The sequence below is a fragment of the Mariniflexile fucanivorans genome (genome assembly GCF_004341235.1).
Classification (GTDB): Bacteria; Bacteroidota; Bacteroidia; order Flavobacteriales; family Flavobacteriaceae; genus Mariniflexile; species Mariniflexile fucanivorans.
The window spans coordinates 333,531-349,689 of sequence record NZ_SLUP01000005.1; the positions used below are offsets into that span (position 1 = coordinate 333,531).

At 32.7% G+C, this 16,159-nt stretch carries 11 protein-coding genes and 1 pseudogene; 7 read left to right on the plus strand and 5 right to left on the minus strand.

The window, feature by feature from the left end; all coding sequences use genetic code 11:
- Positions 1–48: 48 nt before the first annotated feature.
- Positions 49–1,740, plus strand: coding sequence for a dihydroxy-acid dehydratase (gene ilvD, locus EV196_RS12130; protein ID WP_132218023.1), 1,692 nt, complete (start codon positions 49–51; stop codon positions 1,738–1,740).
- A 179-nt stretch (positions 1,741–1,919) separates the two neighbouring features.
- Positions 1,920–2,633, plus strand: coding sequence for a DUF3667 domain-containing protein (locus EV196_RS12135; protein WP_132218024.1), 714 nt, complete (start codon positions 1,920–1,922; stop codon positions 2,631–2,633).
- A gap of 181 nt (positions 2,634–2,814) precedes the next feature.
- On the opposite strand, the gene folK is transcribed toward EV196_RS12135, so the two are convergent.
- Positions 2,815–3,945, minus strand: coding sequence for a 2-amino-4-hydroxy-6-hydroxymethyldihydropteridine diphosphokinase (gene folK, locus EV196_RS12140; RefSeq protein ID WP_132218025.1), 1,131 nt, complete (start codon positions 3,943–3,945; stop codon positions 2,815–2,817).
- Between the two features lie 72 nt (positions 3,946–4,017).
- On the opposite strand from folK, the gene EV196_RS12145 reads away from it, so the two are divergent.
- From EV196_RS12145 to rpsU, 4 genes are all read left to right on the plus strand, one after another.
- Complete coding sequence (locus tag EV196_RS12145) at positions 4,018–4,722, plus strand: queuosine precursor transporter (RefSeq protein WP_132218026.1); 705 nt, start codon at positions 4,018–4,020, stop codon at positions 4,720–4,722.
- A gap of 80 nt (positions 4,723–4,802) precedes the next feature.
- The gene (locus EV196_RS12150; RefSeq protein ID WP_132218027.1) at positions 4,803–7,502 is read left to right on the plus strand and encodes an AsmA family protein; all 2,700 of its coding nucleotides are present in this window, start codon (positions 4,803–4,805) and stop codon (positions 7,500–7,502) included.
- A gap of 111 nt (positions 7,503–7,613) precedes the next feature.
- Positions 7,614–8,477 carry a sigma-70 family RNA polymerase sigma factor gene (locus EV196_RS12155; RefSeq protein ID WP_132218028.1) on the plus strand — a complete coding sequence of 288 codons (864 nt, stop codon included), beginning with the start codon at positions 7,614–7,616 and terminating at the stop codon, positions 8,475–8,477.
- A 36-nt stretch (positions 8,478–8,513) separates the two neighbouring features.
- Positions 8,514–8,708 (plus strand): 30S ribosomal protein S21, encoded by a 195-nt coding sequence (rpsU, locus tag EV196_RS12160; protein WP_132218029.1) that lies wholly within the window; start codon positions 8,514–8,516, stop codon positions 8,706–8,708.
- A gap of 345 nt (positions 8,709–9,053) precedes the next feature.
- Here the strand turns inward: rpsU and EV196_RS12165 are convergent, their stop codons facing one another.
- Positions 9,054–9,848 (minus strand): DUF2797 domain-containing protein, encoded by a 795-nt coding sequence (locus EV196_RS12165; protein WP_132218030.1) that lies wholly within the window; start codon positions 9,846–9,848, stop codon positions 9,054–9,056.
- Between the two features lie 42 nt (positions 9,849–9,890).
- On the opposite strand from EV196_RS12165, the gene EV196_RS12170 reads away from it, so the two are divergent.
- A complete protein-coding gene (locus EV196_RS12170) occupies positions 9,891–11,405 on the plus strand; it encodes a GH3 auxin-responsive promoter family protein (protein WP_132218031.1) in 1,515 nt (504 codons plus the stop codon).
- 12 nt (positions 11,406–11,417) lie between these two features.
- On the opposite strand, the pseudogene EV196_RS12180 reads toward EV196_RS12170, so the two are convergent.
- The 3 genes and pseudogenes from EV196_RS12180 to clpP form a co-directional block, all read right to left on the minus strand.
- Positions 11,418–13,765 (minus strand): annotated as a pseudogene (locus EV196_RS12180) (TonB-dependent receptor domain-containing protein).
- Between the two features lie 370 nt (positions 13,766–14,135).
- Complete coding sequence (clpX, locus tag EV196_RS12185; protein WP_132218033.1) at positions 14,136–15,368, minus strand: ATP-dependent Clp protease ATP-binding subunit ClpX; 1,233 nt, start codon at positions 15,366–15,368, stop codon at positions 14,136–14,138.
- Positions 15,369–15,441: 73 nt separating this feature from the next.
- Complete coding sequence (gene clpP / locus EV196_RS12190; protein WP_132218034.1) at positions 15,442–16,116, minus strand: ATP-dependent Clp endopeptidase proteolytic subunit ClpP; 675 nt, start codon at positions 16,114–16,116, stop codon at positions 15,442–15,444.
- Positions 16,117–16,159 lie beyond the last annotated feature (43 nt).

The following is a 16,159-nucleotide window of genomic DNA, read 5'->3' on the forward strand; positions in this document are numbered from 1 at the left end:
CCAACCATATTAATAATTCACATAACCCCAATTAAAAAAAATAGCATTATGAGAAGTGATGAAGTAAAAAAAGGACATCAAAGAACACCACATAGATCCTTATTTAGAGCAACAGGCTTGGTAGACGAAGATTTTAACAAACCTTTCATAGGCGTAGCCAACTCATACATAGAGATAATTCCTGGACACTTTTTTTTAGACAGAGTATCAAAAATCATAAAAGAAGAAATTAAGGCAAATGGTTGTGTGCCTTTTGAATTTAATACCATTGGTGTTGATGATGGTATTGCAATGGGACATGATGGGATGCTTTTTTCACTACCTTCTAGAGAAATTATAGCGAATTCTATTGAAACCGTAATGAATGCGCATAAATTAGATGCGATGATTGCCATACCTAACTGTGATAAAATTGTTCCAGGCATGATTATGGGCGCTTTAAGAGTAGACGTGCCAACTATATTTGTAAGTGGTGGCCCAATGAAAAAAGGACACACAAAAGATGGTACGCCTATCGATCTTGCTACGGCTTTTGAAGCTGTTGGAAAACACGAAGCGGGTGAAATGACTGATGAAGAGTTAAATGATATTGAATGTAATGCCTGCCCAAGTGGCGGAAGTTGTTCGGGAATGTTCACTGCAAACTCCATGAATACCCTTATGGAAGTTATGGGAATAGCGCTTCCAGGAAACGGAACTATTTTAGCGCTTACCAAAGAGCGTGAAGCACTTTACAGACAAGCAGCGAGAAGAATTTGCGACATTGCAAAAGACAGTGCAAAAACCGAGCAATTTAAACTTAGAAATATCCTAAACGAAAATGCAGTAAAAAATGCATTTGCTGTTGACATGGCCATGGGAGGAAGCTCAAATACTGTTTTACACATGTTAGCAATTGCCAAAGAAGCTGATGTAAATTTTAATCTTGAAGATATTAATATCATTTCTAAAAAAGTATCTCATATTGCTAAAATTTCTCCTAGCCTTTCCACAGTGCATATGGAAGATATTAATAGAGCAGGCGGTGTAAATGCGGTGATGAGAGAAATGACAAAAAGAGGCGACAGCGTTTTATTAGATAACCTTACTATTACTGGTGAAACGGTATTCGAAAAAATTAAAGATGCCTATATTAAAGATACCGATGTTATTCACACTATAGACAATCCGTATTCCAAAGTAGGTGGACTAGCCATTTTATACGGAAATTTGGCTGAAGAAGGTGCTGTGATTAAAACCGCTGGTATTATAGGAAATAGAGTGTTTACAGGAACTGCTGTTTGCTTTGATGGACAACAAGAAGCGATTGATGGTATTTTAGAAGGTAAAGTAAAAGCGGGTAACGTGGTAGTTATTAGATACGAAGGCCCTAAAGGAGGTCCTGGTATGCAAGAAATGTTAGCACCAACATCATTAATTATGGGCATGGGGTTAGGAGCTAAAGTGGCTCTCATTACCGATGGTAGATTTAGCGGTGCCACTAGAGGTGCCAGCATTGGGCATGTAAGTCCTGAAGCTGCTGAAGGTGGTTTAATTGGTATTGTTAAAGATGGAGATGAAATTCATATTGATGTAGATCAGTATATTTTATCAGTGAATTTAACGGAAGAAGAAATAGCAAAAAGAAAAGCAGCGTTTGTTCCGTTAAAAAAAGAAATAAAGTCAAAATGGCTTCGTCAATATAGAGCATTAGTTACAAACGCAAGTAATGGCGCTATTTTAAAAACAGACTTATTTTAGATACAACATCTTGTTAGATTTAAACGGGTTAAAAAGTAAATGCTACACGTTTTGTGAAAATAATTACTTGATTTTGCCTTCCCAAGAAAGTCCTTAGGATTTTCTTGGGAAGAATCTATGCCTGTAAAATTATAAATTCGTTTATTGGGGTATAAAATCATGAATACTATTAAAAATCAATGAACTGCAAAAACTGTAACAGCGAAGTATCTCAAAATTATTGTTCGAACTGCGGACAACCTGCAACCCTTAAAAGAATTGACGGCCATTACATAGTTGGCGAAATTGGACAAATATTAAATTTTGAAAAAGGCATTTTTTACACCATCAAAGAGCTGTTAATTAGACCAGGCGAGAATGTAAGACACTTTATTTTAGAAAACAGAAACAGGCTTGTAAAACCCATTATTTTCATTATTGTAACTTCTCTAATTTATTCCCTTGTTAACACCTTTTTTCATATTGAAGACGGATATATAAAATATGATGAAGTTAATAAATCTTCCGTTGGATTAATTTTTAAGTGGGCTCAAAATAATTATGGGTATGCTAATATTTTTATGGGCGTATTTATTGCCCTTTGTACAAAACTCTTTTTTAGAAAGTACAACTACAATTTCTATGAAATTTTAATCCTTCTCTGTTTCGTTATGGGCATGGGCATGCTCATTTTTGCATTTTTTGCATTGCTTCAAGGTGTAACAAAACTTGACTTAATGGGAATTGCAGGTTTAATAGGCGTTGCTTACATTACTTGGTCTATAGGGCAATTTTTCGACAAAAAGAAACCTATTAATTATTTAAAAGCATTTGCTTCATATATACTGGGCGCTTTAATTTCAGTGTTTTTTGCAATTGCTATTGGGGTTTTAATTGATATACTTTCAAAATAAAAAAAAATGAACAACCTTAATTCACTTTACAATTAAATAATTTGTTTTGTCAGGTTGAGTGCTAACTACACCTATCTAAAAATCCAAACCATTAAAACCTTTGGACTGCGCTCAAGGAGACATAGGGTTACCTTGATATTCTTAATATAAGAACTTTAAAACTGAATATTCTAAAACAAAATCATTCCCCACAAATTTGCCCCAAAACCCATAAATAATCACTTCTATCTTCAATAAAATCTCTATCTGAAATATCAATAATTTTCACATTAAAGTCGGTTTGGGTTTTTAAAAATTCTAAATAGCCTGTATTTATTTTATCTAAATAATCATTCGCTATGTTTTGTTCGTAATCACGACCACGCTTTTTAATGTTTTCTTGCAAACGTTCAGTATTTTGGTATAAATACACATACAAATCAGGTTTACGCAACTCTTTGTACATGAGGTAAAAAAGCTTTCGGTATAATTTAAACTCGTCTTCCTGCAAAGTCACTTTTGAGAATATGAGCGATTTAAACACATCATAATCACTTACCATAAAGTCTTTAAATAAATCGAGTTGCGATAAATCGTCGCTGATTTGTTGGTATCTATCAGCAAGAAACGACATTTCCAACGGAAAGGCATAACGCGCTGCATCGTCATAAAATTTAGGTAAAAATGGGTTGTCTGCAAAACGTTCTAAAATAAGTTTTGCATTAAAATCGTGTGAAATTTTAGTTGCTAAACTGGTTTTTCCTGCACCAATATTCCCTTCAATAGCAATGTAATTATATTTAGAAAAATCAAAAACCTTGTTAGGGTTTTTCAACCATATATTAATGGGCTCTACAACGCTATCATCTTCACATTCCTCCAATAACACAGCCACTTCTTTACCTAATTTAGCATGTTTTACTTTTGCTGCAATATCATTAAGTGGCAACAAAACAAACTTACGCTTTTGCATTTCTGGGTGTGGTATTTGCAATGTTTCTGTGTTTATAATGGCATCTTCTACAAAAACTATATCCAAATCAATAGTTCTTGCTTCGTATTTGCTTGCATCGGTTCGTATGCGTCCTAAACTGGTTTCAATAGTTAGTAATTCTTGAAGTAGGGTTTCGGGTTCCAGATAGCTTTCTAAAACTAAACAGGCATTGTAAAAATCATCACTTTCAAAACCAAATGCAGGCGATTTATACACTTTTGAAATATGTGTAACGTTACCAATTTTTACATAAATTAAATCGATAGCATCCTGAAGATTTTTAAATTTATCTCCCTTGTTACTTCCTAATGCGATATAGAATATTGTTGGCTGTATCATAACTAACGGCAAAATAAGTAAAACAAATTTTATTCCTTTATATTTACAAGACCTATTTATTCACAATTATAAATGACTTTAAAAGACAAACTTGCTGCCCAACAAATTTACATGCTGCTAGGAGCGCTTTTTATAACATCACTAGTGGTTTCAAATCTAATTTTTCAAAAATTTTTTTACTGGTATCCACTTGATATTGAAATTTTTGGAAGCAAACTGTTTATTGTTTCGGTAGGTATTCTTCCTTATCCCATTACTTTTTTAATAACCGATTTAATAAGTGAAATTTATGGTAAAAAACGCGCCAACCAAGTAGTAGTAGCTGGTATTTTTGCGTCACTTTTCTCAGTTTTAATTGTGTATGTGGCTGATGCAGTACCTGCGTTTGCAACATCTCCCATTGATGACGACACGTTTAAACACGTGTTTGGCCGTACTATTTTAGCTGTAGGCGCTAGTATGACGGCCTATTTATTTGCCCAATTTATAGATATTCAAATTTATCATTTCTGGAAACGCCTTACTAAAGGCAAACATTTATGGTTGCGTAATAATTTCTCAACCTTTTTGTCGCAGTTTGTAGATACATTTTCCGTCGTGCTATTATTGTGCGTCTTTGAAGTATTGCCTTGGAGCATGTTTAAAGGCTTATTAATTAGCGGTTTCCTTTTTAAAGTACTTATCGCTATTTGCGATACACCTTTTATGTATTTAGGCGTTTATTTGTTTAGAAAGCGCTTTAAACTTAAACACAACGAAGAAATTCAACTTATTTAAAAACTATAAAACTTTATTAAATTTTAACAATTAACCATCATTTTGGTTATTTTTGTTTGAATATATTAGAACCCAAATCTATGAAAAAAGCGCTTAAAATCACTGGAATATCACTACTTGTCATTATTGTACTTTTAGTTGCAGCCCCTTTTATCTTTCAATCGCAAATAAAAGACATGGTTAAACGAACCATGAACGAAAACCTAAATGCTCAAGTCGACTTTACCGATGTAGACTTAAGTTTTATAAAAAGTTTCCCAAAAGCCAATGTAAGCATAAACGATTTGGCTATTACTAATTTTGAACCTTTTAAAGGAGACACCTTGGTTAGTGCTAAAAGCATTGCTCTTACCATGTCTATTAAAGAACTTTTTAAAAGTGCAGACGAGGCTATTATAGTAAATTCCATTTATGCAGATGGTATTCTTCTTAATTTAATAACCGATGCTACAGGTGCTGCCAATTACGATATCACCAAAGAAAAAGAAAATGCTTCAACAGAATCGAGCAGTTTTGCTTTTGATATTCAGGATTATCAAATAAAAAATAGTACCATAAATTATATAAGTATTAGTGAAGACTCAAAAATGGTTTTAAGTATTTCTGAATTTAACCATGAAGGAAAAGGCACGTTTTCAGCAGAAAAATCGGAATTGGACACAAAAAGTGATGCTAAAGTAAGTTTCACTATGGACGGTTCTAACTATTTAAATAACAACCCTATAAAACTGGATGCTTTAATTGGACTGGATTTAGAAAACAGTAAATACACATTTAAAGACAATAAAGGATTTATTAATCAATTGCCCATAGAGTTTCACGGATTTGTACAATTGCTAGAAGCAGGACAAGATGTTGATATCACCTTTGAAAACCCTGAATCGTCATTCAAAAACTTTTTAGCCCTTATCCCAGAGACCTATTCTAAAAATATAGAAAACGTTGAAACTACAGGTGATTTTAAAGTAAAAGGGATTATAAAAGGTATGGTTACCGATGAAACCATCCCAACGTTGGATATTAGCATTAAATCGAACAATGCTTCATTCAAATATCCAGACTTACCAAAAAGCGTTTCGAATATAGTGATTGACACGGAAATTAAAAATACTACAGGTAAAACTGAGGATACTTATGTCGCCATAAATACCTTGAATTTTAAGATTGACCAAGATGTTTTCAAATCTTCTGCAACCATAAAAAACATAACTGGCAATATGCTTGTCAATGCCGATATTGATGGTGTTCTCAATTTAGCAAATATTTCAAAAGTATATCCTGTTGATTTAGAAACACAGCTTACAGGTATTTTAAAAGCTAAAGTAAATACGGCCTTTGATATGGAAGCCATCGAAAAAAATGCTTATGACCGTGTTAAAGCCAGTGGAAATATGAATTTAAGTAATTTTAAATATGCTTCGGATGCTTTTAACAGTCCGTTACTAATTTCGGATGCTGCTGTTACATTCAACACTGCAACTGTAGCATTAAACTCATTTAAGGCTCAAACGGGCAAAACCGATTTAAATGCTACTGGAACCATTGAAAACTTGCTTGGATTTATGTTTAGCAACAAAACCTTGAAAGGTAATTTCAATTTAAATTCCAACACCTTTGCTGTTAACGACTTTATGAGTGATGACGTTCCTGCTTCAACAGAAAACAAAACGGAAACTACTAAAAGTTCTACAGCAACTAAAGAATCATTAAAAATTCCTGCGTTTTTAGATTGTACCATAAACGCCCAAGCTAACACGGTGCTTTATGACAATTTACAACTTAAAAACACTAAAGGCACTTTAATTATTAAGGATGAAGAAGTAAAACTGCAAAACTTAACCACCAATTTATTTGATGGTCAAGTAGCTGTTTCTGGCCTAGTTTCAACAAAAACCGATACACCAACTTTTAACATGGATTTAGGCATTAATAGTGTTGATATTGCCAAATCGTTTGAAGGCATGGAGCTTTTTCAAAAGCTAGCGCCATTAGCTAAAATTATACAAGGGAAATTAAATACAACTCTTAACTTAAATGGCAAGCTAACTGATGATATGACCCCTAATTTAAACAGTCTATCCGGAAGTGCTTTAGCTGAAATTTTATCTTCAACGGTAAACCCATCAAATGCCGAAGTCTTAAATAAATTAGGAAACTCTTTAAATTTTGTCGATTTCAAAAAAATAAATTTAAACGACTTAAAAACACAATTTGCCTTTAATGATGGCAAAGTAAGCGTGAAACCATTCAATATTAAATATCAAGACATCGATATTCAAATTGCTGGGTCTCACAGTTTCGATCAAACCATGGCGTATAATGCCGTATTTAATGTGCCTGCTAAATATTTAGGTACCGAGGTTACCAATCTTATTGCAAAAATTGATGATGCTTCTGCGAAAAATATCACTATTCCTATTACAGCAACTATTGGAGGCAACTATACAAGCCCAACCGTAAAAACCGATTTAACAAGTGGTATTACCAACTTAACCAAACAATTGGTGGAAATTCAAAAGCAAAAACTACTTAACCAAGGTAAAGACAAAGTAAGTGGTATGCTTGGTGATTTAATTTCGGGCAATAAAGCTAAAAAGGATTCGACTTCTACAGCACAAAGCAACTCGGTTAAAGATGTACTTGGAGGTATTGTGAGTGGCACTAAAACAAAAACCACAACCGATTCTACAAAAACAACGACACCAACAACTAAAGATGCTGTTAAAAATGTTTTAGGCGGATTATTAAACAAGAAAAAGCAAAAAGACACTGTAAAATAGCATTTTTTATGTTTTTTCATGCTTTTTAGCAAGAAAAAACCGTAATTATTAGGTTTTCTCAATAAAAAAGTTAGATTGTACATAGTATAATCTATAACTTAAAAACAATATATGAGGCAATTAAAAATTACGAAACAAGTTACCAACAGAGAATCTAAATCACTTGACAAATACCTTCAAGACATTAGCAAAATATCATTAATAACCGCCGATGAAGAGGTAGAATTAGCACAACGCATCAAACAAGGAGATCAAGAAGCTTTAGATAAACTCACCACCGCTAACTTACGTTTTGTGGTTTCAGTCTCTAAACAATATCAAAACCAAGGTTTAACGTTACCAGATTTAATAAATGAAGGTAATGCTGGATTGGTAAAAGCGGCCAAACGTTTTGATGAAACCAGAGGTTTTAAATTCATTTCGTATGCAGTTTGGTGGATTCGTCAAGCAATTCTTCAAGCTTTAGCCGAACAATCTCGAATAGTTAGGTTACCTTTGAACAAAATTGGGTCTATTAACAAAATAAATAAAGCCTATTCGTTTTTAGAACAAACCCATGAGCGACCGCCAAGTGCACAAGAAATCGCAAATTCATTGGATCTTTCTCTAAGTGACGTAAAGCAATCCATGAAAATTTCTGGCAGGCATGTTTCTATGGATGCGCCTTTAAAAGAAGGTGAAACTTCAACATTATATGATGTTGTAAACGCCAATGAATCGCCCAGACCAGATAAAGGCTTAATGAAGGCTTCTTTAAATGTGGAAATCAATCGTGCATTAAACACACTTTCTGAAAAAGAAGCGGAAGTTATTAAAAATTATTACGGCATAAGCAACAGCCAACCCATGAGCCTTGAAGAAATAGGCGAAGCTTTCGGCTTAACACGTGAACGTGTAAGACAAATAAAAGAAAAAGGCATACGCCGATTAAGACATACATCAAAAAGTAAAGTATTAAAAACGTATTTAGGATAAGCCTAAATATTCAAATCAATAAATCAAAAATTATACATGTTAAAAATTATTATTAAAGAAGGCGAAAATATAGAACGCGCCTTAAAACGCTATAAAAGAAAACACCGTAATATTAAAGTGATGCAAAATTTAAGAGAGGCTCAATTTTTTACAAAACCATCTGTTAAAAGAAGACGTGAAGTACAAAAAGCATCTTATATTCAAAATTTAAGAGATCAAGAAGATATTTAGACATTAGATGTTTAGATGTTTAGATGTTTAGATGTTTAGATGTTTAGATGTTTAGATGTTTAGATGTTTAGATGAAAATAGATAAATCCCATTTGCATTAAATTTGTAAATGGGATTTTTTTTTATTAATTTAGTTTATCAATAACACTTGAAATTATGACCATAATAACCAACAAATTAAGCAGATACCTCAAAGACAATTTATTGAGTTTTGTAATAACTCTACTTGCCATTGGGTTTGTTTTATTTGTATTAGGCTTCAATTTAGGCCGCTATATTTTTCATATATCTGCCTAACTAAAAAAGCTCCTATATAAGTTTAACATTAGGAATATTTTTTCTAATTTATAAAATACTAAGAGAAACTACCAAACCTTCGTTGCTACGAACATTAAAAACCGTATCATCTTCAAAAATAAGATACTGTCCTTTTATACCTGTAAGTTTTCCAGTGTAACTTTGGGATTTAATGATGTTTAAGCTATTTGGCTTTACTGGGTATTTTTCAACAGGAAACTCAATATTAGTTTCGGTATTGGTTTCAATAAAATAATCTTTAGCTTCATCTGGAATGTATTGTTTCAAGCGTTCGCGCCATTCTACTAAATTTTCATCTACAATATCATTTTTAAGCATGGTTCTCCAATTGGTTTTATCGCCTACATGGTCTTTTAAAGCCACCTCGGTAATACCTGCCAAATAACGGTTTGGCACTTCAACAATTTCAATAGCTTCGTGCGCCCCTTGGTCTATCCAACGGGTTGGCACCTGGCTTTTTCTGGTAACACCCACTTTTACATTACTAGAGTTGGCTAAATATACAATATGTGGTTGTAGCTGTACTTTTTTTTCATATTCTAAATCACGATCTTCTTTATTTAGATGTGCCGTACTTAATTCTGGGCGCATAATCCAATCGGCCGCTTGCGGGATTTCAAAAAAACAGCTCTTACAAAAGCCTTGTCTGTAAATAGGTTTATCCATTCCACAGCTTAAACATTGGTATTTAACAAACTGAATAGTAATGGTTTTACCCAATAACTGGTTCATATTTAAAAAGTCGTTTTCAAACACCAAATAGTAGGCGATAGGGCTTGAAAATTCTGTTTCCATTTTTGTTAAAACACCTTGGTAAGTCATAAAAAAAAGTATTATTTTTAAGAACTTAAAGATAAAACAAATATGCCAATCCCTATAGTAAATTCCATTGCTTCTTGGTTCTTAAAAAAGCGTTTTCACCAAATTGAATTGTTTTTAAAATACCCCAACGAAGTACAAAACGAATTACTACTAGAGCTTTTAGATATTGCGAAAGACACAAAAATTGGTAAAGAATACGATTTTGCTTCCATTAAAAATTATAGAACCTTTGCAGAGCGTATTCCTATAAAGAACTACGACGGTTGGCAAGATGTTATAGAACGTTCCATGAAAGGAGAAACCAATTTATTTTGGCCCACGCCTATAAAATGGTTTGCAAAATCCAGTGGTACAACACGTGCTAAAAGTAAATTTATTCCCGTTAGTGAAGAATCGCTTGAAGATTGCCATTATGCTGCGGGTAAAGATTTATTGTGCATGTACTTAAACAATAATGAAGATTCACAATTATTTACAGGTAAATCTTTACGCTTAGGCGGAAGTAAAGAATTATACCGAGAAAACGGGACTGTATTTGGTGATTTATCTGCCATTTTAATTGACAACATGCCATTTTGGGCCGAATTTAGCAGCACCCCTAGCAACAAAGTTTCTTTAATGAGTAACTGGGAACACAAAATGCAAGCTATTGTAAACGAAACCATGAATGAAAACGTAACAAGTCTTGCTGGTGTACCTTCTTGGATGCTTGTACTGCTTAATAACGTTTTAGAAACTACTGGAAAACAAAACCTGCACGATGTTTGGCCTAATTTGGAAGTCTACTTTCATGGAGGCGTAAGTTTCACGCCTTATAAAGACCAGTATAAAAAAATACTACCAAAAAAGGATTTCAAGTATTATGAAATTTATAATGCTTCGGAAGGATTTTTTGCTATTCAAGATCAAAATAATTCTAACGAACTACTTTTAATGCTAGATTACGGTATTTTTTACGAATTTATTCCCATGGATATTTATGCTACCGAAGCCGAAAAAGCCATTCCGCTTAGCGAAGTAAAACTTAACCAAAATTATGCTGTTATCATTACCACCAATGCGGGTTTATGGCGCTACAAAATTGGTGATACCGTTAAATTTACATGTTTAAATCCCTATAGAATTAAAGTTTCTGGCAGAACTAAACATTTTATAAATGTATTTGGTGAAGAACTTATTATAGAAAATGCCGAAGATGCTCTTAGAAAAGCGTGTAAAAAAACAAAAGCTGAAATTGTTGATTATACGGCGGCCCCTATTTTTATGGAAGGTAAAGAAAAGGGTGGACACGAATGGATTATTGAATTTAAAACACCCCCTAAAGACATTCATTATTTTAATGAATTGTTTGACAATGCATTGAAAGCATTAAATTCCGATTATGAAGCAAAACGATATAATAACATCACCCTTAACAAACCTAAAATACATATTGCCCGCAAAAATTTGTTTTACGATTGGTTAAAACAAAACAATAAATTAGGAGGGCAACACAAAGTACCTAGACTTTCGAACACACGTTTGTATTTAGATGATTTGATAAGGTTGAATTTTTAGTTTTAGGATTAATCAATTTTGCTTATCTAGTTTATAAGCTATTTTTAAGGCTACAGATGGCTTGTAACTATAACTTTGAGCTGTACTGAAATTAACCCCATTTTTTTTACTATCTATTTTATTGGTATCAAATATATTATTTCCAGACAATGTGAATGAACAGGATTCTTTCCAAAAGGATTTTTTTAATGATATGGATGCATTTAAAGCACTTTCTGTATAACTTTGGGCTGAAACCGATGGCCATTATAATCCATATTAAGTCTTAATGAATAGTCCCCAAGAAAATTAAATGTATTATTCCATTTAAAATTATGGTTAAATTGATTTTTTGAATAGTCATCATCCATAAAGTTAACATGTATTTTATACATAAAAAGCGAAATACTAACATTCGTTTCCCACCAAACATTACATTTAAAGTTTCCCATAAATTCCGATCCTGTACTATAAGAATCCCCTACATTTTCTGGTGTATTAATTAATTTACCTTCTTCGTCGGCATAATTAAAATATTCAATAACATCGATAGTTTTCCTATGAAAAACTTGAATGCTTAAAAAACTCTTATCGTTCCAAGTATTTTTAAATCCCATTTCATAAGCATTAATATATGATGGTTTTATGTCTGCGTTACCCGTATAATAGGTTGTAATATCCGCATACTCCACTACTGGTACTAGAGCGTAATAGGACGCCCTGTTAATTCTACGTGTATAATTTGCGACCCATTGTGTATTATCATTCAAATTATACAATAGATGTAAACTGGGGAAAAATTTAGAAAAATTATGTTGTGCAGGCACAAATATGTTCTCTCCATCAATAGAAACATATTGATAATTAGATTTTGTATCGGTATGTTCCATTCTTAAACCAAATTGATATTCAAACTTTTTCCAGCTACTTTTTATATTTAAAAATCCAGAATAAACATTTTGCATAAAATCGATACGCTGTTCATTTCGTTGGTTAGAAAACGGTATTAAGTTATCATCAGCATCAAACGTACCACTTGTTGATCCTATTTCAGGAATATCATCTAAATCCATTTCGATTCCTGCATCCAAAGTCGTTTCATCTGTAATAGGGTAATTATACTCTAATTTAGCATTTAAAACAAATTCATTTTTTTCATAATTGTAATAGCCAAGCCTTTCAGTTTCTGAAACAAATTGTTTTTCATCTAATTGTCTTTCAGTGTAAGGACTGAGATAACTAGACACGTCTGCATAAGCACTAAGTTTATGTGTTTTATCCTTATTAAAATAATGTGAAAAATTTAGATTTCCGCCTATGTAATGATATTTAGTAATGCGATTTGATTTAAGAAGATAGGATTCTATTTCTTGTAAACCAGTATCTATAATGCTGTTTTTTTGAGCAATAACAGCTCCTAAATCATCATTAAATTGATTCGTTTTGATAGGATTAAGTGTAAATGTTAAATCTAAATAATCTTTATCGGTAAGGTCATAATTAAATCCAGCCTCGATATATAGATTTTTTTGCCCATTTTTTTCACTTTGGTTAATGTTCGTGCTGTAAGACAATAAACCGTGAATAACTGTTTGTTCTTTAACCACATCTAATTGGGACCAAACGCTTTCTCCACCGGTCGCATTAAAATACCAGCCCCATTTTTCAGATTTTTTATCTAATGACAAATAACCATTGGCGTCTCCTAAAGTAGAAACCTTACTATTTGCATTTATAGCATAGCCTTGCAGTCTGTTCTTCTTCAATAAAACCTGTATAATACCCGCAGTACCTTCTGAACCATATACTACCGAAGGATTAGTAATAATTTCAATTTTATCAATTAAATCTGCAGATATTTGTCTTAGTTTATCAGTACCATTTTGTACGGGATGCCCATTAATGTACACCTTAAAAATACCATCGCCGCGATATTTTAAATTATCGTTTACATCTACTTGTAATGAAGGAATGTTAGTTAACAAATCCATAGCGACGCTTGCAGAAGGAAAGCTAGAAGCATTTATAACCTGCCTATCTACTTTATATTGAATTGAAGGCTTTGATGTTTTTACCAAAACTTCTGATAATTTTTCTGATTTTTCTTTTAACAAAATAGTTTCGAGTTCTAAAGTAGGTGTATTCACCATAATTTCTTTCTTATGGTTAGCATATCCCATAAAACTAACAACCAATTGGTAGGATCCATAAGGAATTTTTGAGATTTTAAAACTTCCCGCCGCATTTGTTATAACGCCATACACGCTATCTTTAGGTGTAATATTGCTTATTGTCACTTCGGCATACGGTAAGCCATTATGGGTTGTTTCATCTACTATTTTACCTTGTATCATAGCTTTTTGTGCATAGCACCAAGGCATTGAGAACAGAAAAAAAACACAAACGACAATTCTTATCACGTTACGTATTGTAAGTAGTTTACATGCAAAAATAATGTATTATATTACATTTTTATAAGATTTATAGAAATAAAAAACACCTATTCTATAATTAGGAAAATGAAGTAACGACAAAACACATTGCCTAAAAGTTATTAAACGAGTATTTCGTCCTATCATCTAAAAGCAGCTATAAGAACATTGTGAAGAACTAAAATAAATATACTTTTAAGAAAGTTTTTAAAAACACCATGAATAATCCTCGTAATGTCCTTTATTAATAATTAATTTCCATAAAAAACAAAAACCACGCTTATCAGCGTGGTTTTTTTATAAATGTTTTTTTTGAATTTTATGAAACCGCCTTTAGTTTCTTTAAAGTGGTTTTAACCAATTTATCTTCAACATAAGTTTTAGTAACATTTAATTTTTTATCGTTACTACTCGGCATTTCAAACATAGCATCTGTTAAAACCTCTTCACAAAGTGAACGTAAACCTCTTGCTCCTAATTTGTATTCAATAGCTTTGTCTACAATATGGTCTAAAGCGCCATCGGTTATGGTAAAGTCAATATCATCCATAGAAAACAACTTTTGATATTGCTTAATAATGGCGTTTTTAGGTTCTGTAAGAATAGCTCTTAATGTTTTGGCATCTAACGGATCCATGTATGTAAGCACAGGTAAACGTCCAATAATCTCTGGAATTAATCCAAAGTCTTTTAAATCTTTTGGTATGATATATTGAAGTAAGTGATCTTGATCTACAACCTCTTCAGATTTTGAAGCACTATATCCAACCGCTTGCATGTTTAAACGTTTTGATATGTGACGTTCTATTCCGTCAAAAGCACCACCTGCTATAAACAATATATTTTCGGTGTTAACTTCAATAAATTTTTGGTCTGGATGCTTACGGCCTCCTTTTGGTGGCACATTAACAATAGTACCTTCTAAAAGTTTTAAAAGGGCTTGTTGAACCCCTTCACCAGAAACATCTCTGGTAATAGATGGGTTATCACTTTTACGAGCAATTTTATCAATTTCATCAATAAAAACAATACCTTTTTCTGCCTTTTCTAAATTATAATCAGCCGCTTGTAATAATCGGGTTAAAATGCTTTCAACATCTTCACCAACATAACCTGCTTCTGTTAAAACAGTCGCATCAACGATTGCTAGAGGCACATTAAGCATTCTAGCTATTGTTTTGGCAACTAAAGTTTTCCCTGTACCTGTTTGACCGACCATAATGATATTACTTTTTTGTATATCAATATCATCCTTTGTAACAGGTTGTAATAAACGCTTATAATGATTATATACTGCAACAGACATCACTTTTTTAGTCATGTTTTGTCCAATAATATACTCGTCTAAAAATGCCTTGATTTGTTGAGGTTTGCGTAGTTTTAATTCTGCCGATAAATCGCTGCTTTCACTTTGCTTCGATTCTTCTAGCACAATACCGTGCGCTTGCTCTATACATCTATCGCATATATGAGCATCTAACCCTGCTATTAATAAATTCGTTTCTGGCTTTTTACGGCCGCAAAACGAACATTCCAATTCTTCTTTTGCCATTAATCTTTATATTTTAGGGGAATTAAAATTATAAATCCCTCTATAACAATTCTTTAAAATTACGAATTATTATTTAATTACGTGCTAAAATTTCATCAATCATACCGTATTCTTTAGCTTTGTCGGCTTTCATCCAGTAATCTCTATCGCTATCATTATATACTTTGTCGTAATCTTGTCCTGTATGCTTACTTATAATTTTATAAAGTTCTTCTTTTAAAATTAATATTTCTCTTGCTGTAATTTCAATATCACTTGCTTGCCCTTGTGCGCCACCTAATGGTTGGTGAATCATAACACGGGAATGTGTTAAACCACTTCGCTTTCCTTTAGCACCTGCACATAATAAAACAGCACCCATAGATGCGGCCATACCTGTACAAATAGTAGCAACATCTGGTTTTATGAATTGCATCGTATCATAAATACCTAAGCCTGCATACACACTTCCTCCAGGAGAGTTAATATAAATTTGGATGTCTTTTGACGAGTCTGTACTTTCTAAAAATAGTAGTTGTGCCTGAATAATATTTGCTACTTGGTCGTTAATGGCTGTTCCCATAAAAATGATACGATCCATCATTAAACGAGAAAACACATCGAAAATAGCGATGTTCATTTGGCGTTCTTCGATAATATTGGGTGTTAAGCTTGTTGGGTACATACTACTCATGATTTTATTGTAGTAGGTACTGCTTATTCCTTGATCTTTTATCGCGAATTTTTCAAATTCTTTTGCGTAATCCATAATTATTACTTGTTGTTATTTTAGGTTAAATTCCTAATTATCA